Origin of the sequence: Paraburkholderia sp. SUR17 (genome assembly GCF_029536165.1) — a bacterium.
Lineage (GTDB): Bacteria > Pseudomonadota > Gammaproteobacteria > Burkholderiales > Burkholderiaceae > Paraburkholderia > Paraburkholderia kururiensis.
The window spans coordinates 2,827,453-2,852,335 of the sequence record NZ_CP120509.1 but is presented as its reverse complement, the minus strand read 5'-3'; the positions used below and the strand labels follow the sequence as shown (position 1 = coordinate 2,852,335).

General features: G+C 62.8%; 20 protein-coding genes and 1 pseudogene. 12 read left to right on the top strand and 9 right to left on the bottom strand.

The window, feature by feature from the left end; translation table 11 throughout:
* The first annotated feature begins 4 nt into the window (after positions 1-4).
* Entirely contained in the window at positions 5-1,024 is a 1,020-nt protein-coding gene (locus P2869_RS29950; protein ID WP_017774707.1) for an acyltransferase, read from the top strand.
* Positions 1,025-1,077: 53 nt separating this feature from the next.
* On the opposite strand, the gene P2869_RS29945 is transcribed toward P2869_RS29950, so the two are convergent.
* Positions 1,078-1,326: a hypothetical protein gene (locus P2869_RS29945; RefSeq protein ID WP_277598876.1), complete on the bottom strand. Its 249-nt coding sequence runs from the start codon at positions 1,324-1,326 to the stop codon at positions 1,078-1,080.
* 441 nt (positions 1,327-1,767) lie between these two features.
* Between P2869_RS29945 and P2869_RS29940 the strand changes: the two genes are divergently transcribed.
* The 8 genes and pseudogenes from P2869_RS29940 to wbaP all read left to right on the top strand — a co-directional run bounded on the left by P2869_RS29940 (position 1,768) and on the right by wbaP (position 10,846).
* On the top strand, positions 1,768-3,255 hold the full coding sequence (locus P2869_RS29940) for a hypothetical protein (RefSeq protein ID WP_277598875.1): 1,488 nt from the start codon (positions 1,768-1,770) through the stop codon (positions 3,253-3,255).
* An 11-nt stretch (positions 3,256-3,266) separates the two neighbouring features.
* Positions 3,267-4,259 (top strand): glycosyltransferase, encoded by a 993-nt coding sequence (locus P2869_RS29935; RefSeq protein WP_277598874.1) that lies wholly within the window; start codon positions 3,267-3,269, stop codon positions 4,257-4,259.
* Positions 4,256-4,900 carry an acyltransferase gene (locus P2869_RS29930; RefSeq protein ID WP_126875395.1) on the top strand — a complete coding sequence of 215 codons (645 nt, stop codon included), beginning with the start codon at positions 4,256-4,258 and terminating at the stop codon, positions 4,898-4,900. The genes P2869_RS29935 and P2869_RS29930 overlap by 4 nt, the downstream gene beginning before the upstream one ends.
* On the top strand, positions 4,897-6,048 hold the full coding sequence (locus P2869_RS29925) for an NAD-dependent epimerase/dehydratase family protein (protein ID WP_277598873.1): 1,152 nt from the start codon (positions 4,897-4,899) through the stop codon (positions 6,046-6,048). Before P2869_RS29930 ends, P2869_RS29925 begins: the two co-directional genes overlap by 4 nt.
* Positions 6,049-6,066: 18 nt before the next feature.
* Positions 6,067-7,005: a glycosyltransferase family 2 protein gene (locus P2869_RS29920; protein WP_017774713.1), complete on the top strand. Its 939-nt coding sequence runs from the start codon at positions 6,067-6,069 to the stop codon at positions 7,003-7,005.
* Positions 7,002-7,904, top strand: a complete 903-nt coding sequence (rfbA, locus tag P2869_RS29915) for a glucose-1-phosphate thymidylyltransferase RfbA (RefSeq protein ID WP_277598872.1) — start codon at positions 7,002-7,004, stop codon at positions 7,902-7,904. Before P2869_RS29920 ends, rfbA begins: the two co-directional genes overlap by 4 nt.
* A gap of 121 nt (positions 7,905-8,025) precedes the next feature.
* Positions 8,026-9,108, top strand: a pseudogene (locus P2869_RS29910) (glycosyltransferase family 4 protein); the annotation flags it as partial.
* Positions 9,109-9,442: 334 nt separating this feature from the next.
* On the top strand, positions 9,443-10,846 hold the full coding sequence (wbaP, locus tag P2869_RS29905; protein ID WP_199540716.1) for an undecaprenyl-phosphate galactose phosphotransferase WbaP: 1,404 nt from the start codon (positions 9,443-9,445) through the stop codon (positions 10,844-10,846).
* Between the two features lie 15 nt (positions 10,847-10,861).
* Here the strand turns inward: wbaP and P2869_RS29900 are convergent, their stop codons facing one another.
* The gene (locus tag P2869_RS29900; RefSeq protein WP_277598870.1) at positions 10,862-12,538 is read right to left on the bottom strand and encodes a cellulase family glycosylhydrolase; all 1,677 of its coding nucleotides are present in this window, start codon (positions 12,536-12,538) and stop codon (positions 10,862-10,864) included.
* A 58-nt stretch (positions 12,539-12,596) separates the two neighbouring features.
* Positions 12,597-13,805, bottom strand: a complete 1,209-nt coding sequence (locus tag P2869_RS29895) for a hypothetical protein (protein ID WP_277598869.1) — start codon at positions 13,803-13,805, stop codon at positions 12,597-12,599.
* Positions 13,806-14,090: 285 nt separating this feature from the next.
* Here P2869_RS29895 and P2869_RS29890 point away from each other — a divergent pair, with 285 nt between their 5' ends.
* Together P2869_RS29890 and rfbC are read left to right on the top strand one after the other, a co-directional pair.
* Positions 14,091-15,341 carry a glycosyltransferase family 1 protein gene (locus P2869_RS29890; protein WP_277598868.1) on the top strand — a complete coding sequence of 417 codons (1,251 nt, stop codon included), beginning with the start codon at positions 14,091-14,093 and terminating at the stop codon, positions 15,339-15,341.
* A 26-nt stretch (positions 15,342-15,367) separates the two neighbouring features.
* Positions 15,368-15,919 carry a dTDP-4-dehydrorhamnose 3,5-epimerase gene (rfbC, locus tag P2869_RS29885; protein WP_026121417.1) on the top strand — a complete coding sequence of 184 codons (552 nt, stop codon included), beginning with the start codon at positions 15,368-15,370 and terminating at the stop codon, positions 15,917-15,919.
* Positions 15,920-16,232: 313 nt separating this feature from the next.
* Here rfbC and P2869_RS29880 read toward each other — a convergent pair whose 3' ends face one another.
* On the bottom strand, positions 16,233-16,553 hold the full coding sequence (locus P2869_RS29880; RefSeq protein ID WP_126875387.1) for a high-potential iron-sulfur protein: 321 nt from the start codon (positions 16,551-16,553) through the stop codon (positions 16,233-16,235).
* A 503-nt stretch (positions 16,554-17,056) separates the two neighbouring features.
* On the opposite strand from P2869_RS29880, the gene P2869_RS29875 reads away from it, so the two are divergent.
* Entirely contained in the window at positions 17,057-17,236 is a 180-nt protein-coding gene (locus P2869_RS29875) for a hypothetical protein (RefSeq protein ID WP_126875386.1), read from the top strand.
* 53 nt (positions 17,237-17,289) lie between these two features.
* Here the strand turns inward: P2869_RS29875 and P2869_RS29870 are convergent, their stop codons facing one another.
* The 5 genes from P2869_RS29870 to P2869_RS29850 all read right to left on the bottom strand — a co-directional run bounded on the left by P2869_RS29870 (position 17,290) and on the right by P2869_RS29850 (position 24,860).
* Positions 17,290-19,551, bottom strand: coding sequence for an LPS-assembly protein LptD (locus P2869_RS29870; RefSeq protein WP_277598867.1), 2,262 nt, complete (start codon positions 19,549-19,551; stop codon positions 17,290-17,292).
* Positions 19,552-19,687: 136 nt separating this feature from the next.
* On the bottom strand, positions 19,688-21,982 hold the full coding sequence (gene bamA, locus P2869_RS29865; RefSeq protein ID WP_277598866.1) for an outer membrane protein assembly factor BamA: 2,295 nt from the start codon (positions 21,980-21,982) through the stop codon (positions 19,688-19,690).
* 23 nt (positions 21,983-22,005) lie between these two features.
* On the bottom strand, positions 22,006-22,389 hold the full coding sequence (locus tag P2869_RS29860) for a hypothetical protein (protein WP_277598865.1): 384 nt from the start codon (positions 22,387-22,389) through the stop codon (positions 22,006-22,008).
* Between the two features lie 41 nt (positions 22,390-22,430).
* Positions 22,431-22,808, bottom strand: coding sequence for a hypothetical protein (locus P2869_RS29855; RefSeq protein ID WP_042300818.1), 378 nt, complete (start codon positions 22,806-22,808; stop codon positions 22,431-22,433).
* 444 nt (positions 22,809-23,252) lie between these two features.
* Positions 23,253-24,860, bottom strand: coding sequence for an SH3 domain-containing C40 family peptidase (locus P2869_RS29850; protein ID WP_277598864.1), 1,608 nt, complete (start codon positions 24,858-24,860; stop codon positions 23,253-23,255).
* Between the last annotated feature and the right edge of the window lie 23 nt (positions 24,861-24,883).

Below are 24,883 nucleotides of genomic sequence, written 5' to 3'. Positions count from 1 at the left end.
CCACATGGAGGGCATCGGTTTGTTGAGAGACGACTTCGAGGACTACGCCCGAGGCATCGGCATTGTGCTCGTCGTGTATGGGCATGTGCTGCGCGGTTTGATGAGTGCGGGCATCGTGCACGCGGACCAGTGGATCGCGCAGACCGACTACGCGATCTACACGTTCCACATGCCCCTCTTCTTCGTTCTGTCCGGGCTGCACGTTGAGCGCAGCCTCAAGCGCGGCCGCCTCGGCTTTCTGACACGGAAGGTGGAGACGGTGGTGTATCCGTATCTGCTCTGGTCGATCCTGCAAGGGCTCGTGCAGTGGGCGGCGTCGGGTGATACGAATCATCCGTTCACGCTCGCGCAGCTCATGTCGATTCTGTGGGACCCGTTCGGGCAATTCTGGTTTCTCTACGCGCTCTTCCTGTGCCAGGTATTCGTATGCGTGACCGGCACGCAGCGCGTTGTACTCGTGCCGTTCGCCATCGTCGCGTATGTGGTCGGCAGCGTTCTGGACTACGGCATTTTCACGACGGCACTCAAGTTCTTCCTGTTCTTCGCTGCGGGCATTTTGCTCGCGGGGCAGTTTCGCGACATCGTGGCGCGCGTGTCGGCGCTCGGCTGGATCGCGCTCGTGGCCGTCATGCTGTGGCTTGCCATCGGCTTCGCGCGCGACCTCGGCGACTACAACGGCATTGGCGCATTGCCGGCCACTACGCTGGGCGTGCTGCTGGTGTGCCAGCTCGCGCTACGGATGAGCGGGTCGGTACGGTTCGCGGCGCTCAAGCTGCTCGGCGTGGCCTCTATGCCGATCTATCTGGGGCACATTCTTGGCGCTTCAGGTGCGCGCGTGGTGCTCATGCATTTGCATGTCGAGAACCTGTATGTGCATCTCGCGGCGGGCATGGCCATGGGCCTCGCATTTCCGCTCGCGCTCTACTTTGTCGCGGCGAGGGTGCGGTTCGAAAAGCGGCTGGGGTTCCCTGCCGTGGGGCCAGACCTGTGGGGCATGCATCGGTCTGCGGGAGCGTTGAATTGAAGCGGAATGCGACGGCAGCAATGCGCGTGCCGCGTTTTTCGCGTGGCCCGGGTTTAGCTGCGCGTGCCGCCGCTACTGCCGTAGCCGAAGACGCGCGCCAGCCACCGGCCCGCGGCCAGCCACGTGGGCGTCTTGAGCGGCGTGCTGTAGGGTACGCCGGACGTCTGCCGCCGTGCAGCGATTTCGTCGCGCGTAAGCATGCGCTCGGTGCGCTCATCGGCGCGCCGGGCCGCTACGCACAGCGCCACGACGACGATGATCGCGAGGACCTGCAGCACGGCGAGAATGATGAGGAAGTACATGGCGCTCACGGAGAAAGGGCTGCGGGTGGGGGCAGCACGGTGCCGACTTCGTTACCGGTAGCGGAATCGACAGCAGAAGTTTGCCACGACCGCATGGCACGCCGGTTCGTCGAACAGTGGCAGATTCGCGGCGCAATTCGACGCGTGGCGCGAAGCGGGAAATTTTGCCGGCCGCTTCCTTCCGTTGGTGCCGTCAATACCGGACCCATTGCTGCGGCGAGTATACGCCCGGCCTGTTGCCGTCCCCATGCGTGTAACGCCCGCGGGTCCTGGTTTGCCGCTCTCGCGCAAAGCCTTGCTGCAAGCCGCTGTATGACCGATTCGTGCCAGGGGGTGTGTTCGACTCCGTACATTACTCGGCATCTTCCGTCGTTACAGTGGTCCGGTAGATGCAGCGCAGCATACCGTTTCAACCCACCTCCATCCTTCACGCCAATCACGATGCTCAAACGGAGTTTGATCGCCAACTATGCAGGGCAGGCCGTGACCGTCGCGCTCGGTCTTGTCATGGTGCCCACCTATGTTCGCCACCTCGGGGTGGAGGCATATGGCCTGATCGCTTTCAATGCCGTGCTGCTCGCCTGGGTGCAGGTGCTCGACTTCGGTCTTTCGCCCACGCTGACACGGGAGCTTGCGCGTATGCGCGACAGCGCGTCGAGGAAGGAAGCACGCCTGCTGTTGCAGTCGCTCGAAAAATTCGTGGCGGGCACGTGTTCGGTCCTGATTCTCTGCTCGCTCGCCGCCGCGCCGTTCTTCGCGGCGGACTGGCTCAACGCGAAGGCGCTGCCGGCAGGTGAAATCAGGATCGCGTTCGTGCTGATGATGTTCACCGTCTCCGCGCGCTGGCTTTCGTCGCTGTATCGCGGCGGTATGGTGGGTATCAACCGCCAGGCCACGCTCAATGTCGTGGTGGTGACGTTCGCCATTATTCGAGCCGTGCTCGTGGTGGCGGTGATATCGGTGTGGCCGCGCGTGGAGGTGTTCTTTCTGTGGCAACTGGGCGCAATCGTGGGCGAGAGCCTCACGATGCGTCTGCTGCTCGGCCGCGCCATCGACGCACCGCTTCTTACGCGCACCTTCTCGCGCGCCGTGCTGATGGCCCGCGCGAAGCTGTCGCTTTCCATCGCGTTTTCCGCGCTTGTGTGGGCCACGTCCACGCAGATCGACAAGCTCATTCTCTCGAAGATCCTGCCGCTTTCCGCGTTCGGCGTATTCAGCATGGCGACGCTGCTCGCGAGCGGCATTTTGCTGATGGCGAGCCCCATCGAGCAGGCGTTCATTCCACGCTTCACGGCAGATAGCGCGAGCGAAAAAGCCGAGGTTGGGCCTGGCTACTTCCTCGCGAGCGAAATCATGATGATCGCCGTGATTCCGGTGGCCACCATCTTCGCGTGCATGCCGGACCTCGTGATGAAACTGTGGTCGGCCAGTGCGCCTTCCACGCCGGAAGCGTGGCGCGTGCTGCAATGCTATGCGGTCGGCAACGCGTGCTCTGCCATTGCGGGATTGTCGTTTCTCGTGCAATACGCGGCCGGCAACCTGTCGCTCCACATCAAGGGCAACCTGCTGTTCATCTCGATTCTCGTGCCGGCGGTGCTGTTCGGCGCGCTTCATCTTGGCGCGCGTGGCGTGGGCTACGCGTGGCTCGCGGTCAACGTTTATCAGTTGCTTGTCTGGGTGAGTATCGTGCATCGCAAGTTTCTGCCCGGCATTAACCTGGCCTGGTACAAGGGGCTGTTTACGCGCGTAGCGGTGGTGGGCCTGCTCGGCGTGGCGTTCCACTACGCGGACCTCTCGCAACAGCCGCGCATTGCCTTGTTCTTCCTGTTGCCCTGCATCTGGCTGTTGATGGTGGCGGCCGCGGTGGCCGTGTCGCCCATTTTGCAGCGGAAGGCCCGCGACCTGGCCGGACGCTTCGTGCTGAACTAAAAGGGACCGCCATGAGCGCATCACACGTCAAAACGCCCGATCAGCCGGTTATCTCGGTAGTAGTCCTATGCTACAACCTGGAGAAATATATCGGCGAATGCCTGGACAGCGTGGTCTCCCAGCAGATCGACGTGCCGTTCGAAGTGATTGTGAGCGACGACGGTTCGAGGGACGCATCTCTCGCCGTCATCGAATCGTTCAAGGCGCGTTACCCGCACCTCATCCGCATCGTGCGGCACGAGCACAACGTGGGCTACTCGCGTAATTTCGCCGACGCCATTGCGCCGGTGCGCGGCGAATACATCGCCTGCATCGACGGCGACGATCTCATGCTGCCCGGCAAGCTGGCGCGGCAGTACGAGTTTCTGGAAACGCAGCGCGAGTTCGGCATGGTCACGCACCGCATGCGCACCGTAAATGCCATGACGAAAGAACCCGTGGACTTCCCGTTGCCGCGCGTGAAGCCGCCGGTGTTCGACGGCGAATACATGATCGAGAACGGCCCCTTCTTCTTCACGAGTTCCACGATGTTCCGCACGGCGCTGCGCAAGCGTTATGCCGTAGACCTCCAACTGGAAGTGGTGGCGGACGTCGCCAATCTGCTGCAGTCGTTTCATGGCACGCAGGCGCGCTATCTGGACGAGGAACTCGGCTTGTATCGCGTGAACCCGAATGGATTCACGTCCACGGTCATCCGCAACCCCGCGCGGCACGAAACCAGCATCCGCGACATGATGCGCACTTTCGAGATGGCCGACGCCATGGGCATGGCAAAAGACGTGACCGATCGGGCCCGGGCCAGGCTTTTCCTGCGCTCGGCCATTCTGTATCTGGAAAACGGCCACTACGAAGCATTCGAGCGCTGCATTGAAACCAGCGTGAAGTTCGCGCGTGTGGGCGCGAAACAGGAAGGGTTGTACGCGATGCGGCGCTGGCCGCGCACGCTGCGGCCGCTATACACCTTCGCGAAGCAGATGGCCGGCCGACAGCCGGTGCGGGCATGAGCGTCCTGACCGGCCCCATTGCCCGCTTCGGCGAACTGCGCGGGATAGACCGGATCAACGCGCTGCAGCTCGCTTACTACCGCGCAAAAACGCAACTCTGGTACGCGCACGCGTTCGCGAAGGTGGGTAAAGGCAGCGCGATTTTCAGGCCGATGCTGCTCGCTAACGTGCATCACGCGTGGATCGGCGAACGCGTACTGATCCGCCAGGGCGCGCGCATCGAACTGATCCTGACGGATCCCGCCGCGCCTCCGAATCTCACCATCGGCAACGACGTGAACATCGAGCAGAACGTGCACATCGTCTGCGGGTCGTCCATCGAAATTCAGGATGACGTCACGATTACCGGAGGGTGCGCAATTGTGGACGTCGAGCATCCGTACGAGGACGTTCACGACCCTGTGCGCATCGGCTGTCGTGTGAGGACGCGCGGCAATCGCGTCGTGATCGGCGCCGGCAGCTTTATCGGCTTCGGGTCGGTGATCCTGCCGAACGTAGCCATTGGACGCCACGCGGTGGTGGGCAGCCATTCCGTAGTGACACGAGATGTGCCGGACTTCAGCGTAGTGGCCGGAAATCCGGCTCGCATCATCAAGCGCTTTGACTGGCAGACGCGAACATGGGAGCGAAGCGAATCATGAACGTACTCATTACCGGCGGCGCCGGATTCATCGGATCGCACCTTGCCAACAAGCTGGCGAAGCAGAACGCCAACGTCACGGTGCTCGACAACCTCTCGCAGCAGATTCACGGCGACGACCCGTATCACAAGTCGGCGCTGTTTCTGTCGCTGGACCCATCGGTGCGTTTCATCGAAGGGTCGGTTGCGAACCGGCGCGCGCTCGAACGTGCGATGCAAGGCCAGGACGCCATCGTGCATCTTGCTGCGGAAACGGGAACTGGTCAGTCCATGTACGAAGTCAGTCACTACGTGGACGTGAACGTGGGCGGCTGCGGCTTGATGCTGGACATTCTCGTGAAGAACCGCGAGAACACGGTGAAGAAGGTCGTGGTTGCGTCGTCGCGTGCGATCTACGGCGAAGGCAAATACCGTTCGCCGGCGGCCGGCATCGTCTATCCCGGCGCGCGCCGCGAAGAGGACCTGCGCGAGGGGCGCTTCGATCATCTGTGCCCCGTATCCGGCGAGCCGCTGGAGTGCTTGCCGACAGACGAGGACTCGAAGATCCATCCGTCATCGGTGTACGGCATCACCAAGTACGACCAGGAACTGATGGTGATGACCGTGTGCCGCTCCATTGGCATCGGCGCGTCTGCACTGCGCTATCAGAACGTCTATGGACCGGGTCAGTCGCTCTCGAATCCCTACACCGGCATTCTTTCCATCTTCTCTACGCGTATCAAGAACGGCCACGAGGTGAGCGTGTTCGAAGATGGGCTGGAAAGCCGGGACTTCGTCTATATCGATGACGTGGTAGACGCCACCCATGCCGCGCTGATTCGTAGCGAAGCGAACGACTACGTGTTCGGCATCGGCTCGGGCGAACGCACACCCGTGATTGACGTGGCCCGCAAGTTGCGCGAACTCTACGGCAGCGACGTGCCCATCAAGGTGACGGGCGCATTCCGGCTGGGCGACATCCGCCACAACTACGCCGACCTCACACGTGCGCGCGAACGGCTGGGCTATACGCCGAAGGTGAACTTCGATGAGGGCATCAAGCGCTTCGCGCAGTGGGTGGACGCGCAGGAGGTGCAGCCGGACCGCTACGAACGCAGCATCGTGGAGATGCAGGCCCGCGGCCTGTATCGCGCAAGCCGTGCGGCTTGAGCCAAGGAGCGCCGGAACATGAACATGGAGCGTACCAGGCGTCGCGTTGGCGTGGTCACGGTGCTGTATCAGTCGGACGCCGTGCTGGAGGACTTCTTTGCGAGCCTCAAAGCACAAGAGGGCGTGGACATGACGCTCTACGTGATCGACAACAGCGCGAACGACAGCGGCAGTGTGCTGGCCCGCAAGCTCGCGGCCGAAGCGGGCATCGACGCGCGCGTGCTGTTCAACAACGCGAATGTGGGCGTGGCGCGCGGCAACAACCAGGGCATTGCGATGGCGCTCGAAGACGACTGCGAGTACGTGCTGCTGGCCAACAACGACGTCGAGTTTCGCGACCCGCAGACCATCGCCCGGCTGATCGAACCGATACGCGACGGCGCGTCGCTCGCCACGTTTCCGAAGATCACGTATCACGGCACCAATCGCATCTGGTGCGCGGGTGGCCGCTTCTGGCCGCTGAAAGCCATTACCACGCACGTGGGCGACGGCGACGAAGACCACGGTCAGTTCGACCACACGCGCTTCTCCGAGTACGCGCCTACGTGCTTCATGGCGCTGCACGCAAGCGTATTTGCACGCGTGGGCATGATGGATGAACGCTATTTCGTCTACTACGACGACGCCGATTTCGTCTGGCGTATGAATCGTTGCAGCATTCACCTGCTGTATGTACCGGCATCGCATGTGGCCCACAAGGTGAGCTTTTCGACGGGCGGCGACGAAACGCCGTTCAGCCTGTTCTACTGCACGCGCAACCGGCTCTACTTCAGCCGCAAGAATCTGCGGTTTCCGTTGTCTGCAGTGGCGCAGGCGTATTCGGTGCTCGCCATGCTCGTGAAGTGCCCGCGCTTCACGCCGGCAGGACGACGCAGCGTGCTGCGCGGCATCGGCGAAGGCATGCGATTGCAGCAGGTGGCGGACGGCATGCCGGCAAACGCAAGGAGAGCGCTGTGAACCGAAAGGGAATCATTCTGGCGGGCGGCTCCGGCACCCGGCTTTATCCGATCACGCATGCCGTGTCGAAGCAAATGTTGCCCATCTACGACAAGCCGATGATCTATTACCCGCTGTCCACGCTGATGGTGGCCGGCATACGCGACGTGCTCGTGATCTCCACGCCGCGCGACCTGCCGTGCTTCCACGCGCTGCTGGGCGATGGCAGCCAGTTCGGCATGAACATCGAATATGCGGAGCAGCCCTCGCCCGATGGACTCGCGCAGGCATTCGTGATTGGCCGTCGCTTTGTGGCGGAGCGTCCTTCCGCGCTGATTCTCGGCGACAACATCTTCTACGGCCATGATCTGGTGAAGCAACTGGAAAGCGCGAACCGGCGTACCGAAGGGGCCACGGTGTTCGCATATCACGTGCACGACCCGGAGCGCTATGGCGTCGTGGAGTTCGATGCGAATTTCAAGGCACATTCGATCGAAGAGAAGCCGAAGGCGCCGCGCTCGAATTACGCAGTGACGGGTCTCTATTTCTACGACCGCCACGTGTGCGACATTGCCGCAGACATTCGCCCTTCCGCGCGCGGCGAACTGGAGATCACCGACGTCAACATGCAATACCTCAGGCGCGAGCAGTTGCACGTCGAGATCATGGGGCGCGGCTATGCGTGGTTCGACACCGGCACGCACGATTCGCTCACGGACGCGACAAGCTTCATTGCAACCTTGCAGAAGCGGCAAGGAATGATGATCGCGTGCCCCGAAGAGATTGCGTGGCGCAAGCGCTGGATCGATCGCGAGCAGCTCGAACGGCTTGCACAGCCGCTTTCGAAGAACGGTTACGGCACGTATCTGATGAATCTGTTGCGCGACCAGGCGGTGCGGCCCGCTACATCGGTTGCATGAGGGCGTGGCCCTCTTTTGCCCGCGAGAGCTTCTGTGCGAATCCGAACCGAAGGGCAATGGGCCGGCCCCTAGCATCGGCAGTGAAGATCAAGCGCGTGCGCCGTTGCGCGGCGCACGTTTCATGGAGGCTTATTCGATGAAGGTCGCGCTTGTTCACGACTGGCTGGTCACGTATGGCGGATCGGAGAAGGTGCTCGAGCAGATCATCGAGTGCTTTCCCGATGCGGACGTTTTCAGTCTCGTGGATTTCATGTCGGACCGTTCGTGCCTGCATGGGAAAAAGGCGACAACGTCGTTCGTGCAAAAGCTGCCATTTGCGAAGCGTCATTACCGCAGCTATCTGCCGTTTTTTCCGCTGGCGATCGAGCAGTTCGATCTTTCCGGCTACGACCTCGTGATATCGAGTTCGCATGCAGTCGCGAAGGGCGTGCTCGTAGGTCCAGACCAGGTGCACGTGAGCTATGTGCATTCGCCTATCCGTTACGCGTGGGATTTGCAGCATCAGTACTTGCAGGAGGCGCGGCTCACGAAGGGCCTGCGTTCATGGCTCGCACGCATCGTGCTGCATTACCTCAGAACCTGGGATACGCGCACGGCCAACGGTGTCGATCTGTTCGTCGTGAATTCGAGCTTCATTGCGCGGCGTGTGGAGCGCGTGTACCGGCGTGACGCAGTGGTGGTGAATCCGCCCGTGGATATCGAGGCGTTCGAGCCGCGTGCACGGAAAGAGCCCTTTTATGTAACCGTTTCGCGGATGGTGCCGTACAAGAAGATGGACCTCATCGTAGAGGCCTTCGCTGCCATGCCTGAGCGCAAGCTCGTGGTGATCGGCGATGGACCCGACATGGAGAAGGTACGGGCGAAGGCCGGACCGAATATCGAAATTCTCGGACACCAGCCTTTCGACGTACTCAAGGACCACCTGCAGCGCGCGAGCGCATTCGTGTTCGCCGCGGAAGAAGACTTCGGTATTTCCGTGGTCGAAGCTCAGGCATGCGGTACGCCGGTCATCGCGTTTGGCCGCGGCGGTGCGCGTGAAACCGTGATCGACGAAAAGCACGCGCATCCCACAGGGCTTTTCTTCGACGAACAGAACGTGGACTCGATTCGCCGCGCCGTGGATCGCTTCGAGGCGAACCAGGAGCGTTTCACACCGGCGAATTGCCGCGCAAACGCCGAGCGTTTTTCGAAGGCAACGTTTCGAAGCGGTCTGCTCGCAGCGGTGCTGGAAGCGAGCGAGTCGCGCAGCCACCTGCCGGCAGGCGAGCGGATTCGTGCGGCACTCGCGCCATCCATGCTGCACCGGCCGGCTTCGCTCGGTGTACTCGATGCACAGATGCTTGCGGAGCCCACCTGAACGCGGCGACGACCGCAACCGTTCGAGTGTGTTGCCGTGTTGCCGTGAAGCATGGGTGTTCCGCGCTTGTCCCTGAGAACCAGAACTGCATGCAAGTAAAGCGAGGGAATTTCAAGTGAACTCAACCGTCAGCGTCGGCTATGCTTCAGCGCCCCGACAGCTCCTGCGCCCGTTCCCGTCCTTGACGAACAAGGCGGCGCTCGCTGCTTCGGACGTGTTGGGCTTCACCGTGGCACTGCTCATTACCACGCACGTGCTCGGCTCGTTTTCCACCGAAGGGCAGCAGAGCGTCTGGGCTTCCATGGCGAAGCACCCCGTGCTGATCTACATGGTTCTCGTAGGAACCGGTACCGCATGGTTCTGGCTACGGTGGCGTCATTACACGTGCCGTCGTCCGTTCTGGCGCGAGATCGAAGAGATCTTCCAGGCGCTGCTCGTGCTCGCCGTGATTCACCTCGCGCTCACTACGCTGACTAAAGGCATGTTCTCGCGCGGCTGGTGGGCATTGACGTGGAGCGGCGCGTTCGTGCTGGTCCCGACATTCAGGGCGTTGACGAAACGCGCATTGGATGCGGCCAATCTCTGGAAGCGCTCCACGCTCATTGTGGGTTGCGGCGAAAGCGCGCTCGAAGCGAAACAGGCGCTCACGAGCCAGCGTTTTCTGGGCGCGGACGTGGTGGCGTACATCGCACCGGACGGCCGCCCCACCGCGAAGGCCCGAGTCGATGCGCCTGTGCTGCACGGCATGACGCCGGCCACGTTCCGCATGCTGCCCGGCACGCAGGTGGTGATCGCACTGGAGCAGGAAGAGGAAGCGTTGCGCAACGCGTGGGTGCGCGGCCTCACGCAGAACGGCGTACGCGACGTGACCGTCATGACGTCGATGCGCGGCGTGCCGCTTTGCAACACCGACATCTCCTACTTCTTCGGCCACGAAGTGATGATGCTGCGCGTGCAGAACAACCTGGAGCGTTTCTCCGCGAAGGTGCTCAAGCGCGTCTTCGACGTGCTAGCGGGCGGCTTTCTCATGCTGATGCTGCTGCCCATCTTCCTGCTGCTTGCAGCGCTCGTGGCGAAAGACGGCGGATCGCCGTTCTATGGGCACACGCGCATCGGCCAGAACGGACGCCGCTTCAAGTGCTACAAATTCCGCTCCATGGTGCGCGATGCGGACAAGGTACTGAAAGATCTGCTGGATCGCGACCCCGTTGCACGCGCGGAGTGGGAGAAGGACTTCAAGCTCAAGAACGACGTTCGCGTCACGCCGGTTGGTGCACTGCTGCGCAAGACGAGTCTCGACGAGTTGCCCCAGCTCTGGAATGTGTTGCGCGGCGACATGAGTCTCGTGGGCCCGCGCCCCGTGGTGGAGAAGGAAATTGCGCGCTACGGCGACGAGGCCGCCTACTATCTGCTCGCGAAACCGGGCATGACGGGCCTCTGGCAAGTGAGCGGACGCAACGACACGGACTACGCGCGCCGCGTGTTTCTCGATGCGTGGTACGTGCGCAACTGGTCGCTCTGGTACGACATCGCGATTCTGTTCAAGACCGTGGGCGTGGTATTGCGGCGGGATGGCGCGTATTGAACAACGGTGCGTCGCTTACTGCGACGCCGTCTGCGCGGCAGGAATCAGATAACGCGGCAACGGTCCCACGTGCCACGTGAAGGCTTCGTCGGATACGGTCACCGTTCGCTGCGCCCCTTGCCAGTCGCGCTCCACATACGAGCCCGGCGGCAGCTTCAACGACACGGTGCGTTCGTCCGTGCCCACCGTCCAGCCCGCAATGATCGAATCGCTGCCTTGCGTGCCGTAGCGATAGGCCTTCACGTCGTCGGTATCCACAAGCGCTGACTGCCAACGACGATTGCCGAGCGTCGTAGCCAGCACAGAAGTGGCGACGAACGCCGGCTTTGGCGAAAGGTCGTGATGCAGTAGTCCGAAGTTGTGCTCGAAGTTGTTCGGGTCGGTGCCGTCGTCGATGAAGTCATACCAGAACAGCACGCGCACGGAATCGTAGCGGCGCGAGAGCAGGTAGCTGCGCGTAATGTTGGCGGCCTGGCTCGTTTCGTCCTGGCCGGGCACCTTGGGATTCACGGGCCAGCCTAGCTCGGTTATCCAGACTTGCAACGGGCGTCCGTCGGCCTTGATGTTGTCCGTGGCGAACCGTTTGAGGTACGGCCACGTGGACGGAATGCTGACTGAGGGGATAGGCGCGCCCTGCGCCGCATAGCCCTTCTCGGGCGTGTTCGGCGTCATGTACGGATGCACGCTGAAGCCGTCCTGGTCGTTGAGCCCGCCGCGTTTCATAAGCGCAACCATGCAGTCGGCGCCCGGACCGCCGCCTGAACCGCCGCCGCCGCACGAAATGACCGTGGCGTTGGGGTTGATCTGCTTGATCTTGTGATACGCGTCCTTGAGCAGCGCGAGGTAGCGGTCGTAGCCGATGCGGTTGAAATCCGGCTCGTTCCAGATCTCCCAGTGCGTGATGGTCTTGCCGTAATGGCGCACCACGGCGTCCACGTAACGCACGAACAGAGCCCGCGCTTGTGGCGTCATGGGGAACGTGGAGCCGTTGAAGAGGTCGGGATAAACGCCGGCATTGCCGTAATCGAGCACGCCGAGCACGGAAAGCCCCAGCTGCGATGCCCGCGCCACGTAGTCGTCGTAGCGGGCCGGGAACGTGAAGCGGCCCGGCGTCTTTTCAATTTCCTGCCAGTAAAGTTCGTCGCGAATCCACGAGAAACCCGCCTGTTTGACGAGCGGCAGCACCACCTGCGGCGAGCCTTGCCCCTGAACGAAGTGCGTGACCACGCCGAAATCCGAGGGGCCTACGCTGTCGCGCGGCGTGACGACAGCCATGTTGACCGATGTGCGCCCCGACGCATCGCCGTCCTGTGCAACGAGTTCGGCATCTACACGGTAAAGTCCGGGCCCCGGTGGCGTGATGTTCACCTGCACCGTCTTGCCTTGTGCCGCTGCGCCAACCATCGCGCGGTACGAAGCCGCAGGCCTGGTGGATAGTCTGCCCTCGTCGTCGTAGGGGAACAGCGTGAGCCGCAGCGTCGCACCGGGCGAGTCGACCACGCCCGCCTGGAACTGCAGCGCTACCGTTTTGCCCGGCGCCGAGATCAATGCATCGGGACGATTCGCCGCACGAAGCTCGGCTGCGTTCGCGCCAGGCAGGCCGGCAAGCGCGAGCGCCAACACGGACGCGCGCAGCGCAAAGGCAAACGGAACACAGACGCGGATACACGAGGCAGACTTTTTCTTCGGCATGGTGCGGACTGCACGGTGGAAAGCCGTGCGGGTTGCAATGGTCGAGGCGAAGCCGCTGCTAGCGGAATGCGTGCCAAGGTGGCGGCGCAGCAGGGGCGGGCTTGAGGCGCCCCAGCAGGCGCATTCGTTGCGGCACGGGCATGCGGGCACGCGCATCGGCAAGCCAGATGGAGAAGCGCGGCCAGTAGCAGATCAGGTACGCCAGCGGCACGAACGATGTCACCATCGTTGGGCCCAGCGTGGCCGTGATGAGCAGCGTCATGAGCATCACGAAACCGTCGCTCGCTGTGAAGCCCAGCACGCCGAGCAGGATCAGCGCGGGGATGAGTCCCATGTCGATGATGAGGCCCGGAATACTCGCGAACGTCACCTCGTTGATGTAGTACACCTCGCGATTCATGTGTACGTAGGGCAGATAGCCGTAGTCGTTGAGCAACTGCTGCGTGGACACACCTTTGATGAGGTCCGAGAACCGCGCATCGAGCAGGAACGGGTATCCGCCCATGCGGTGCGCGAAAGTGGGCACGCCGAAGAAGCCGTGCGCTCTCATGTAGAGGCCGATCGCTCCCATTACGCCGGTGAAGATCGCAATGGCCACCAGCGGGTGAATCGAACGCAGCGAACGGCGCGCAAAGTAGAGCACGGCGAAGATGCCCAGCACGGCCGACGCCTTGGAGAGGCTGATGAAGAGGCCGATCCAGTAGAGCGTCATCATGAACTTGCTGGTTTTCTCGCGCTGCATGAGATACAGCACGAACGACGCAGCCAGCAACGACGAGAAGAAGCCGGCCTCGCGGGAGAAGCCGCAGACGCGCGCGAAATAGAGGATCTCGTAGAAATTCGTATTGGTCTGTGTGGCCGAGTCTCCCCAGAGCATCTTCGACACTTCATCGGGGCCAAGCTGCACCGCAAGACTGTAGTCGGCGTAGTACGTGATGAACTGCACGATGGCGAACAGCACGTTAATGCCCATCCAGAGGTGCAGGTAGTCGATCTTGCGCGCGTACGTGTACATCAGATAACCCACGCAGATCGCAATGGAGACGACACGTGCAGCCGCCATCGGGCTGCTGATCAGGCAGGCCGCCACGGCGATGGCGAGCGGCAACGCCCAGCGGCGCACGGTGGCCAGTGCGAACGAGGCAAAGCCCGGGTCGAGCAGCGGCAGCATGACGTACAGATAGATCGTCACGCCTTTCACCTGCGGATTGAAGATCACGCAGGTGAAGAACATATAGAACAGCATCGAGATGGTGCGGGCGTACATCGGGCTCTCCAGCGGCACCGGCCGTCCGTTGAAAGTGCCAGGTTATGCGACGCCCGAAGGCCGCTCAGTTCGGAACCGTACTTAGCGGTGGGCGGTTGCAGGCCCGGCACACACCGCACTGAAAGCACATGGGGTGCCCGGCAGATGCACGAGAACAATTTCGATCTGCCTGGAGCTAAGTGCGAAATCGTACTGAGCAGCCCCCTTGCGTGATCGCCTAATGCAATCGTGCGCCGCATCATCGCGCCACGCTTGACCGCAATCCACGCTATGGAGCTGTGCCTGATGAATCCGATCACGATGTCGGCCAAAGCCGCCACCGCGACCGCACCAGTCCCCCTCGCGAGCGCCGCCGACAAACCTCATGTGCGTGAGCTGGCTGGCGGAACATTCGCGATAAACGGAAAGTTCGCCTCGCAGCGCATGACGGGCGTGCAGCGCGTAGGCTATGAAATGGCAATCGCGCTCGTGCGATCCGTGCCGGATGGTGCCGATCTGCCGCTCTTCGTGCCGGCCGATGCGCGTGACGACGTGGCGTGGCCCGCGGCCGCATCCGTGACTTCGCCGGAGGGCATCGCTGCCCGCTGGATGAAGCGCGTTTTCAAGGGCGCACTGTGGGAGCAACTGGTGCTGCCGTTTGCATCGGGCGGCCGCACGCTGCTGAGCCTCTGCAACATCGGCCCGCTGCTGGCGCGCCGGCAGGTGCTCATGGTGCACGACGTCGCGGTCTACGATCTGCCCGAAAACTACTCGTGGAAGTACCGGCTCTGGTATCGCGTGGCGTATGCCGTTCTGAAGCGCACAGCGAAGCACATCGTCACCGTGTCCGAATTTTCGAAGCAACGCATCATGGTGCGCCTCGGTATCGACGCGAGCCGTATCTCGGTGGTGCGAAACGGCGTCGATCACTTCGACCGTATCGTTCCGGATGCACGCATTCTTGCGCGGCTCGGTCTGAAGGAAGACGGTTACGTGCTGATTGTGGGCAGCCTCTCCGTGGGGAAGAACCTTGCGCGCGTGCTGGCCGCTGTCGAGCAATTGAGTGAGCGCGATCACGACTGGCAGTTCGTGGTGGCGGGCGGTTGCGATCTGCGCGTCTTCAACGGCAAGGCGAAGGCGGGATTGCAGCCGTCCGACCACGTGATTGCGGCAGGCTTTGTTTCGGATGACGAATTGAAGGCGTTGTACGAGCACGCGGGCTGTTTCGTGTTTCCCTCGCTCTATGAAGGGTTCGGCCTGCCGCCGCTCGAAGCGATGTCGTGCGGCTGCCCGGTGATCGCGTCGCGCGAGGCGTCGCTGCCCGAGGTCTGCGGTGACGCCGCGATGTACTGCGATGCGCGTTCGGTGGAAGACATTGCGCGAAAGATCGCGCGGATGATGAGCGACAAGGCGCTGCGCGAAACGTGGCGTGCGCGCGGGCGCGAGCACGCGAAGCGTTTCCGGTGGGATGCCGCTGCGCGTGAACTGCTCGATGTGCTGGAGCGCGAAGCGAGCGTGCATGCCCGCCGCGACCGCGCCGCGCGCGGGAGGATTTGAAACTCGTCTATACGGAGCAGGCCGAGATGGCTATTGAGGTGAAGGAGACAGCAATTGCGGAGGTCAAAATAATCGAGCCGACGGTGTTCAGCGACAGTCGCGGGCACTTCTTCGAAAGCTTCAACGCGCGGGAATTCGAAGAGAACGTGGCGAGAGGACACGTGTTCGTGCAGGACAACCATTCGCGTTCCACACGCGGCGTGCTGCGCGGACTGCACTATCAGATCCAACGGCCGCAGGGCAAGCTCGTGCGCGTAATGACCGGCGAGGTGTTCGACGTCGCGGTGGATTTGCGGCTGAGTTCGCCGAGCTTCGGCAAGTGGGTGGGCACGCGGCTGAGCGCGAAGAACTATCGGCAGCTATGGGTGCCGCCGGGATTCGCGCATGGCTTCATCGTGCTTTCGCCTTCCGCCGAATTGCTCTACAAAACCACGGACTTCTGGTTCCCCGAGTACGAGCGCAGCCTGCTGTGGTCCGACCCGGAAGTGGGCATCGACTGGCCCAATGGCGCAGAACCCGTCCTGTCGCCGAAGGACGCGGCCGGCCGCTTGCTTTACGAGGCCGAATGTTTTGCTTGAGGGTTCGTTCCGGGCAGCCAGGACGGCAATGGCCGACGGTCGCGTCTCGCGGCCGTCAACCCTGGCCCTAGCCCGCCAGATACTCGATGGCGCTGACCACGAAGGTGTAGGCGCTGATGCAACCGCCCAGCGTGAAAGCGCCGCGCATGAAGTCGCTCATGGAAGTCTCCTGGCAAGGTGTGGAGGCGCCATTAGAGCCGAACAAAAATAAAAACGAAAGACATTAGAAAGAAAAATGTTGGCAAATGGTTGGCTACACCTCATCGCGCTGTTCGACCGACCGTGCGAAAAAACCGGGCGCGTCCCGCGTCTGCTACGAGTTCGTATATGAACTGCACCATCCACCGGAGGCCACGAGCTTCGCGCCGAACAGCACGCAGCCGCCCCACGCATCGCCGCTTTTGCCCTGGAACAGCGAGCAGGTGCCGCAGCGTTGTCCGGCCGCGTAGGCGGGAAAGCGTGCCTTGTCGACGCGTGTGGCGTCTTCCACATAGCCCAGCGATTTCGCTGTGGGGTCGCTTTCGCTCACCTTTTCGTCGGCGGCCCGTGCGGTGCGGCTGAGGATGAGCGCCGGCGCCATGCCGGCGCCCACGACCATGACGTGATGCAGAAAGTGACGGCGCGATGTCTTCATGGGGTGCGTGGTTTTTTGGTGGTGTGAGGAGATGAACGCAAGAGGGGCGACGAGAGTCGCCGTGCCTGCGAGCGGCGATGGCCAGTATGGCAGCGTCGCTGAGAAGGTGCATGCGGATGGGCAAGGCCTTCCAGAAGCACCGCTTCCCGCCGCGCGGCACTCACGTCCGCACAAGCCTGACGACGCCCTGTTTCTCGACGCTCGCCGGAAATTCACGAAAGACCGCAAAAAAAAGGACCCGAAAATCCGGGTCCCTAACATCGGCCCTGGTCCTGGCGGACCGGGGGGCCGAACGGCCGTTGCTGCTCTGGTCTCCACAGGGGAGGAGGGGCGTTGCGGAACAGACCGCCGTGCAAGGCGGGGCAACGCAATGCCCGTCGAATGTAGGGCCACCCACTTAAACGAAACTTAAACGGCGCACCAGGGTATACGTCGGTATGGGAACGGGCATTCGCCGTGCTCCCATCATGCACTTGCGTGTTCAATCCCCTCAGGGACCTCTGATGCCTCACATCGTGCCCCTTCGCGCCGCAAGGCGCCCGCAATCGCGCCACGGCTGGCGCCGGCAGGCGGGCTCCATCAAGGGCGCGGTCGTGCTGGCGCTCGTCCTGGTCGGCCTCGTCGCTTCGCTTGTCGTCGGATTCGGGCTGTTCGGCATCGTGCTGAGGCTCTTCATGCGGTAAGCCTCTGTGCCAATGCCGCGACATTCGAATGAGCGACGTCGCCGTCCGTCTCGTCACGGATAGTTCGTGAATCGCGATTCGGCATCCGGCACGGCAGGCGCGCTATAACCGGCAACGCTCGCGCGAAACTGCTGGAGCAGTCCGTTGTCGATGCGGCTCACGCCGTTCAGTTGCAGCTGCATCAGCAGGCGTGTGCCGCTCGTCGGCGTGTTGGTGCTGCTCGTGTTGGTGTACTTCTCGAAGGCGAGGCTCACGGCCCAGCAGTCGGCCTGGTATTGCATGCCGAGCAGTCCGGCCACGGTACGGTGAACGCCCATGTCGTAATCGATCATGCCTACCGCCGAAACGCGGCGCGAGAGCGGCCATTGGCTCGAGAGCAGAATCTGGTTCACCGCTGCGTCGCCAAGCGTCGCGTTCGCTTTCGCATAGAGGTAGGCCGCGTTGAGCACCTTGCCGTCGGCCGGCTTCCAGCTCACGCCCGACGTAGCCTGTGCGAACGCGTTGTTCGACTGGTCGTATTCCACGGCCTGTTCCACGCTCATGTTGTCGCCCAGGTTGAACGAGGCGCCCGCAATGACGTTGGAGGGACCGGCCGAAGGCGGAATGTCGCCGGACATCGTGACCTGCGTGGTGCGGAAATAGTATTCCTGGGCGAGCACGAAGCGCGCGCGTTCCGCGCCGGTTGCGGCGTCGAGAAAGCGAGTCGTGATGCCTGCCGTCACGCGGTTCATGTCGGACACGCGGTCGCCGCCCACGAAGCGGTTGCTCGTGAAAATCTCCGCCAGCCCGAAGTCGAGCGGCGCCGTGTCGAAGATGGGCGCGAACGTCTGGTTCCGGTAAGGCGTGTAGACGTAGTAGAGACGCGGTTCGAGCGTCTGGATCATGTCGACCCCGAAGAGGCGAATGTTGCGCTCGAACGTTGCGCCCGAATCGAAGCTCAGTGTGGGAACGTTGAAGCTGAACGTCTTCGGCTGGCCTGCAGGGGCATTGCTGCCGATACTGCTGAGATCGTATGACGCGAAGTGCCATTGCACCTTGGGCGTGACGTACCAGCCCGGATGCACGATTGCGTAACTCACGTAGGGGTCGAACGTGAAGCGCGCGCCCTGCGTGGAATGTCCGACGGGAATCGAAAAGCGCGTAGCGTTCGCATCCGCGCCGAAGTCGAACCCCTCTACGTTGTAGCGCGTGTACTTCGCGTCTATTTCGGGCTCGCGGTTGTACGGTGGCGAAGTCGTGAACGACTGCCAGTCCTGCACGCGTGCGAGCACAGACCACGGACCGTGGTTGTACGTCACGCCGGCCTCCTCCTGAAACACCGTCTGCGAGCCCAGCACAAAGGCGTTTTGACCGAGGTCCGTCGGCACCGCGGCATCGGACACGCGGTCGTAGTTCACATACGCGGCAAGCCCGTCGCCCAGCGTCTGCTGATGCTTGAACGAAAACGAATAGCGGTTCGTCTTCGTGATCGCATCGTAGGGCAGGTAGGTGATGGAGAGCGCGCCGGAAGAATTCGCTGTCAGATAGCGATAGTCGGCCGTCAGCAGGGCGCCGCGTTTAGTCATGACGCGCGGCGTGAGCGTCAGGTCGTAATTGGGCGCCAGATTGAAATAGACGGGCAACTGGAAGTCGTAGCCGCTCGACGAACTGAGCGAGAACGTGGGCGGCAGGAGCCCTGTGGCGCGTTCGCCGTTGAGCGGAAACGCGAGCCACGGAAACGCGAAAAGCGGGGCGCTGCCGAAAAACAGCACGCCGTTGTACGCCACGCCCTCGTTCTCGCCCTGGTCCAGATCGAGGCGCGAAGCGCGCAGATGCCACGCGGGACTTTCGACGCAATTGCAGGTGGTGTACGTCGCGTCGTAGGCGGTCTCGCGTTGCGCGTCGATCAGGTCGATTCGTGAAGCGCGGCCCGAACCGTTCGTCAGCGTGAAATGGTAGGCGGGCGTGCTCATCGTGCCCGCCGTCTCGCTTACGTGAAGATGGGCATCCGGCCCGCTGAACACGTCGCCGTCATGCGTGATCTGTACGTGGCCGTAGGCATCGGCCATGTCGGTGTCCACGTCGTAGTGGAGCGCGTCGGCCTTGACCACGGACGTGCCGCTGCGCAAGTCCGCGTTGCCTTTGAGCGCAAGGTCGGTGTTGCTGGTGCCTGTGGCGCTGCTGCCGTCGGTGAATGTTGCAGCCTGTTCGCCGGGTGCGAGCGGATGCTCTACGAGTTCAGGCGCAAGCTGCAGGCCCCACGGGCTGTCGATGCGGTAGGGCAGAGCGGCTTGCGCCGCGAGTTGCGCACACGCCGAGCCTGGCAGGTACGCCATGAACGCGGGCGCGGCGAGCAGCAAATCCAGAGGAAGCCGAAGCGTCCAGATTCTGACGTGGATCCTGCGGCGGTGTAACGATGCGGATTGCAAATCAATGGGCGGGGCAGTGGCGGATGAATGAGGTCCTGACGCGTCAGAACGACGTGCCAATCTGGAACTGGAACTTCTGGTACTGGTCGCCCGCATGCCGCACCACGGGCAGACCGAAGTCGAGTTTCAGCGGACCGATGGGCGAGATCCATTCGAGGCCTATGCCGTAGCTGTAGCGCAGTCCGTTCGCCCCTGTGCTGCTGCCTTCGGAGCCCCACACGTTGCCGCCGTCGAGGAACGTGAACACGCGCAGCGTGCGGTCGTAGCCCGTGCCTGGCAGTGGGAACGTAACTTCGATGTTGCCCACGATCATCTTCGAGCCGCCAATCGGGTCGCCCGTGCTCGTGTCGCGCGGGCCGAGCGAACTGGTCTCGTAGCCGCGCACCGACCCGATGCCGCCCGCGTAGTAGTTCTTGAAGATGGGGTACGCCTTGCCGTTCAGACCATTGCCGTAGCCGCCCTGGAAATTGAAACCCAGCACGAAGCCGCGCGCGAACGAGTAGTAATACTGGCCCTGCACGTCGGCCTTGTAGTACGGCGTGGTGCCGGCGGGTGTGCCGTACTCCGCGTTGGCCTGCGCGTAGTAGCCGCGGCTGGGTACGAGTGCGCTGTCGCGCGCGTCGCGCGACCAGCCGACCGTGAGCGGGATGTTGTTGGAAACGCGGCCGAAGTCCTTCACGTAATCGATATAGGTTTGCGGCGTGGCCGAGTCCGTATCAAGCCGGTCCTGCTCGAAGCCGAGGCCGAAGTAGATCATGTCCGATTCCGAGAACGGAATGCCGAACTTGAGATCGGCGCCGGCCGCGATGATGCGGAAGCTCGAACTGCTCGAGTAGTAGAGCGGCTCCGTCGTGCGGTAATAGACGTCTGTGATGCGCTTGATGCCGTCCACGGTGAAGTACGGGTCGACCTGCGTGACGGTCAGTGTTCGGTACGACGTGGCCGTGTTGACGTTCACCGAGAGCGTGTTGCCGGAGCCGAACACGTTGTCCTGCGTCACGCCCGCGGAAATGATGGGCCCTTCGCCCGAGCCGTAACCGAGGCCCAGCGAAATGGTGCCCGTGGGTTTTTCCGTCACCTTCACGTCCACGTCCACCTGATCGCTCGATCCTTCCACGGGTACGGTCGTCACGTCGACGTCGGTGAAGTAGCCGAGTCGATTGAGACGGTCCTTCGAAAGCGTCAGGCGCGACGAGTCGAACCACGAGCTTTCGAACTGCCGCATTTCGCGGCGAATCACTTCGTCGCGCGTGCGCGTATTGCCTTCGATATTCACGCGCCGCACGTACACGCGGCGCCCCGGGTCCACCTGGAGTGCGAGGGCAACCTTGTGGTGTTCCTGGTCAATCTGCGGCACCGCGTTGACGGTGGCGAACGCGTAGCCGTACTCGCCCAGCTTGTCGACGAGAGCTTTCGTTGCGGCCTGCAGTTTTTCCGACGAGAACCGCTCGCCCGGTTTGATGGCGACGAGCTTGTCGAACTCCGCTTCGCGGCCCAGCAGGTTACCCGTGAGCTTGACGCCAGAGACCGTGTACGGCTCGCCCTCGTGCACCGTGACGGTGAGGTACATGTCCTTCTTGTCCGGCGAAAGGGAGACCTGCGTGGATTCGATGTTGAACTCCAGATAGCCGCGGTTCAGGTAGTACGAGCGCACGTTTTCCAGATCGCCCGTGAGCTTTTCCTTCGAATAGAGGTCGTCTTTCGTGTACCAGGAGAACCAGTTCGGCGTGGACTCCTGCATCTGGTCGCGCAGCACGCTGTCGTCGAAGACCTTGTTGCCGATGAAGTTCACCTGGCGGATCTTTGCGCTCGGCCCTTCGATCACGGCAAAGAGAATGGCGACGCGGTTGCGGTCGATCGGCGTGACCGTGGTGGTGACCTCTGCCGCGTAGAAGCCGCGCGTGAGGTACTGGCGCTTCAGTTCCTGTTCGGCGCGGTCCACGAGCGCGCGGTCGTAGTTGCGGCCCTGCGAAAGCCCCACCGTGCGCAGCGCTTTCGTGAGGTTGTCCTTGTCGAACTCGTGCAGCCCGGAAAAGTCGATCGTGCCGATGGCCGCGCGTTCCACCACGCGCACGATCACGACATTGCCTTCGGTGGCGATCTTCACGTCGTTGAAAAAGCCGGTGTCGTACAGCGCGCGAATTGCTTCGGATGCCTTGTCGTCGGTGAACGTATCGCCCTGTTTGATGGGCAGATAGGAAAACACCGTGCCGGGCTCGGCGCGCTGCAGTCCTTCAAGGCGGATGTCCTGAACGACGAACGGCGTGGTGGCATGCGCTGCGGGCGCTGTGAGGGCACCGATGGCGCCCGCAATCGCGATGTCGACGCGTGGCGTCATGAACCTGGCTAAGAATCTGGACTTCATGTTGACCGATAAGAAGGCGGCAGAAGGTTCGGGTAATACCCGACCGTTTGCCGCACGAACGAATACGCCTGAGAGGCGGGAGGAACGCAGTGCGGGCGCGGCGCATAGCGTTCAGCGGGAATCGAATGGCGCATGTGAAAGGTTGCGGCGTGCCAGCGGGTTTCGTTCTCGCGGTTGAACGCATCCCTATGCAGGGCGTCTTTCGTGTTGAGCAGCCACACTGTCAGTACACCGGGAATGACACTTCGCACCATGGTCAACTCCAGCGACGCAACAAGGCACATCACCGGCCGTCCGCCGGGCGTCGGTAGCGGGTGGCAGCGGGCGGTAGCGGACAGAAGCAGCGCGGCGGACTTTTCTACGCGCTCATCGCTCGTCATCGCCACGCGTGAACGACCTGTAGCGCTCCAACGCAACAGCACTAATTCATCACGGGGTGGGCTGCGAATGCGGCTGGAGCGGGTTGCATTTCGAGCGCGTCGACGAGCTGGCAAAGGCTCCGCGCAGGCAGTGCATACGCCGTCCAGCCCATGCCGGCGTGGCGCAACATGAGCACGGGGCCATCGAAAAGCGGTGTGCGGTCCACGTGCCAGCTGGGGTCCACTTCGAGCGGATAGTTGTGCGAGGGCACGGGCGCCATGGAATGAGCGGGCGACATGCCGGCCCGCAGTTCGACGAGCTTTTCGATGAGCGTGTCCACGTCGGCGGCGCCCAATACGGAAGACCGGCCTTCTATCGTGAAGCGCACCGCAACCGTGCCGGCTTCGTGCACGGGTTCCATTGTCATCAGGTGGTACATGGCAGATGTTCCTGGACGGGGACAGGTAGTCGGCGGCAGTTCACCGTCGAATGAGGCGCAGCATAGTGAAGTTGTTGTTGTGATCGGTTGCCGTTGCGTTACGCAGCGTTAATCGGTTAATAACGCGGCGCGGTCGGCACAGGATCGGCAGAGGGCGGTGTCGCATGGCCCGGCATGCAGTGGAGAGAGTCCAGCAGGGAAGCAGCGTGACGCCAGCCGGCATCACGCATCGCGCTTCCAGGGCGTGCGTCGGCAAGCACAAGGCATTGCGCGGGGAGGAAAGGTAAGGGCTGGTAAGCGGGGGCGAATGCGCCGCGTGGCGGATTGGCTTTCGTGCGCCTGACGGCGAAGCGGCTATCGGCAGACGAGCCGATCATAGGGCGCTTGCGAGGCGCATGGCATCCCTGACGTTCAACGAAGGTTCAACGAAGGTTCAACGAAGGCTCAACTCGCAGGATTGTCCTCATCGCCTTGCGACGGCCCGCCTTCATCGGGCCCGCCGATCACAGAAATCTGAAACGTAGGCGTGCCCGCCAGCGATTCGAGCGACGGGTCTTCGGGAATGCGCGCGAGCAGCGGCAGGATCACGGAGCCGCCAATCACCGCGCGCCGGCTGTTATCGGCGGGACGCAGGCCCCACACGTCCTGATACACCACAGGCACCACTTTCCCGTCGCGCGTGGTGTTGCCGAGGTACAGCATCACATGGCCGCCGATGTAGATGAGCGTGCGCATCGGCACGCCGTGATGCGCGAGGTAATCGAGGCGTTCTGTGGGCGAGGCATCGGAAAGGTCGGTCATGCGGCCGGCGCTCATCTGCGTGGACGAATGGCGCGGCAGCCACACGCCGAACGCGGCGAAGATGCTTTGGAGTTCAGAAGAACAGTCGTTATAGAACCCCGTATTGCCCCAGCCATACGGGCGGCCTATCAGGTTCTTGAGCAGCATCGCGAGATTGCGCGGCGTCGCGGCGAGCGGCATGGGCGCGATCTGCGATGCGTCGAGCGTGGCCGTGCGAATCACGGCGCGGCCGTCGATGTCGCGTGCGGGCACGAGCACGTTCCACGTGCTGGCCGAAGCTGAACCCGCAGCTGAACTCGAAGCAGCGGCTTGCAGCGGCAGCAGGCTGCCCGCAGGCGCATTGAAGCGGAACGTGCCCTGGCTGTCGCTCACGGGCGCGGATGCCGCGATCACCGCGCCCCACATCTTGCCCGCAGCGGCGCGCCAGGCCAGCACGAAGGCGTCGTCCACCGTACCCACGTGATCGCTTTGCACCCAGCCTTGCAGGTCGGGTGTCTGCACGTAACGCCATGCGCCGTCGGCGCTGCTGCCGAGCACATAGAGCGGCGTGCCCGGACGCACCGCCGAGATCTGCAAGTTGTCGAAGGGATAGCCTTCGCCTGCGATGTGCCAGTCGTAGAACGACGGATCCATGGTAGGCAGTTCGCGCACCAGCAGATTGCCCGTCGCGATCGCGCGTTGCGAGCCGGCGTAATGCGGCGCGCCCTCGAACTGCGCCACGTTCATGTTCTTCGCGATGGCATCGATCCATGCACCCGTATGCGGCCGGAAGTTCTGGCCGTAGCCGATATGGCGGCCCGTGCGCTCGCGGTTGTCGAACCAGCTGAGGCGCCGGCGCTGCAATGCGGCAATGGCGTCGCCGCCGTCGCGATAGACGACCTGTTCGATATACGCAGGGTTCCACGGCGAGGGCGCAGTGGCGTTGGCGGCACCGCCGCCCGTGCTGTTGCCTGAGCTAGCACCCGAGCTGGCACCCGAGCCTGTGCCGAAATAGCGCGCGTAAAGCGCCTCTTCATGCGCACGTTGCTGCGCGGCGGAGAGAAAGGGACGGTCGTAAGCCGCGTCGTGCGGGTCGATCCAGTGGTCCACGTTCTGGTCGTACGCGTCCATCGGGAAGAGGCCGACCACGTCATGCGCTGGCGCGGCCTCAACGGCTGGCCGGGCAGGCGGCGCCGCGCAACCGGCAAGCGTGAGCGCGAGCCAGAAGGCGAAAGCGGCGGCGGGCAAGCGCGCCATCGAACGTCGGGCCATGCAGCGGGACAGCGGGGAACGCA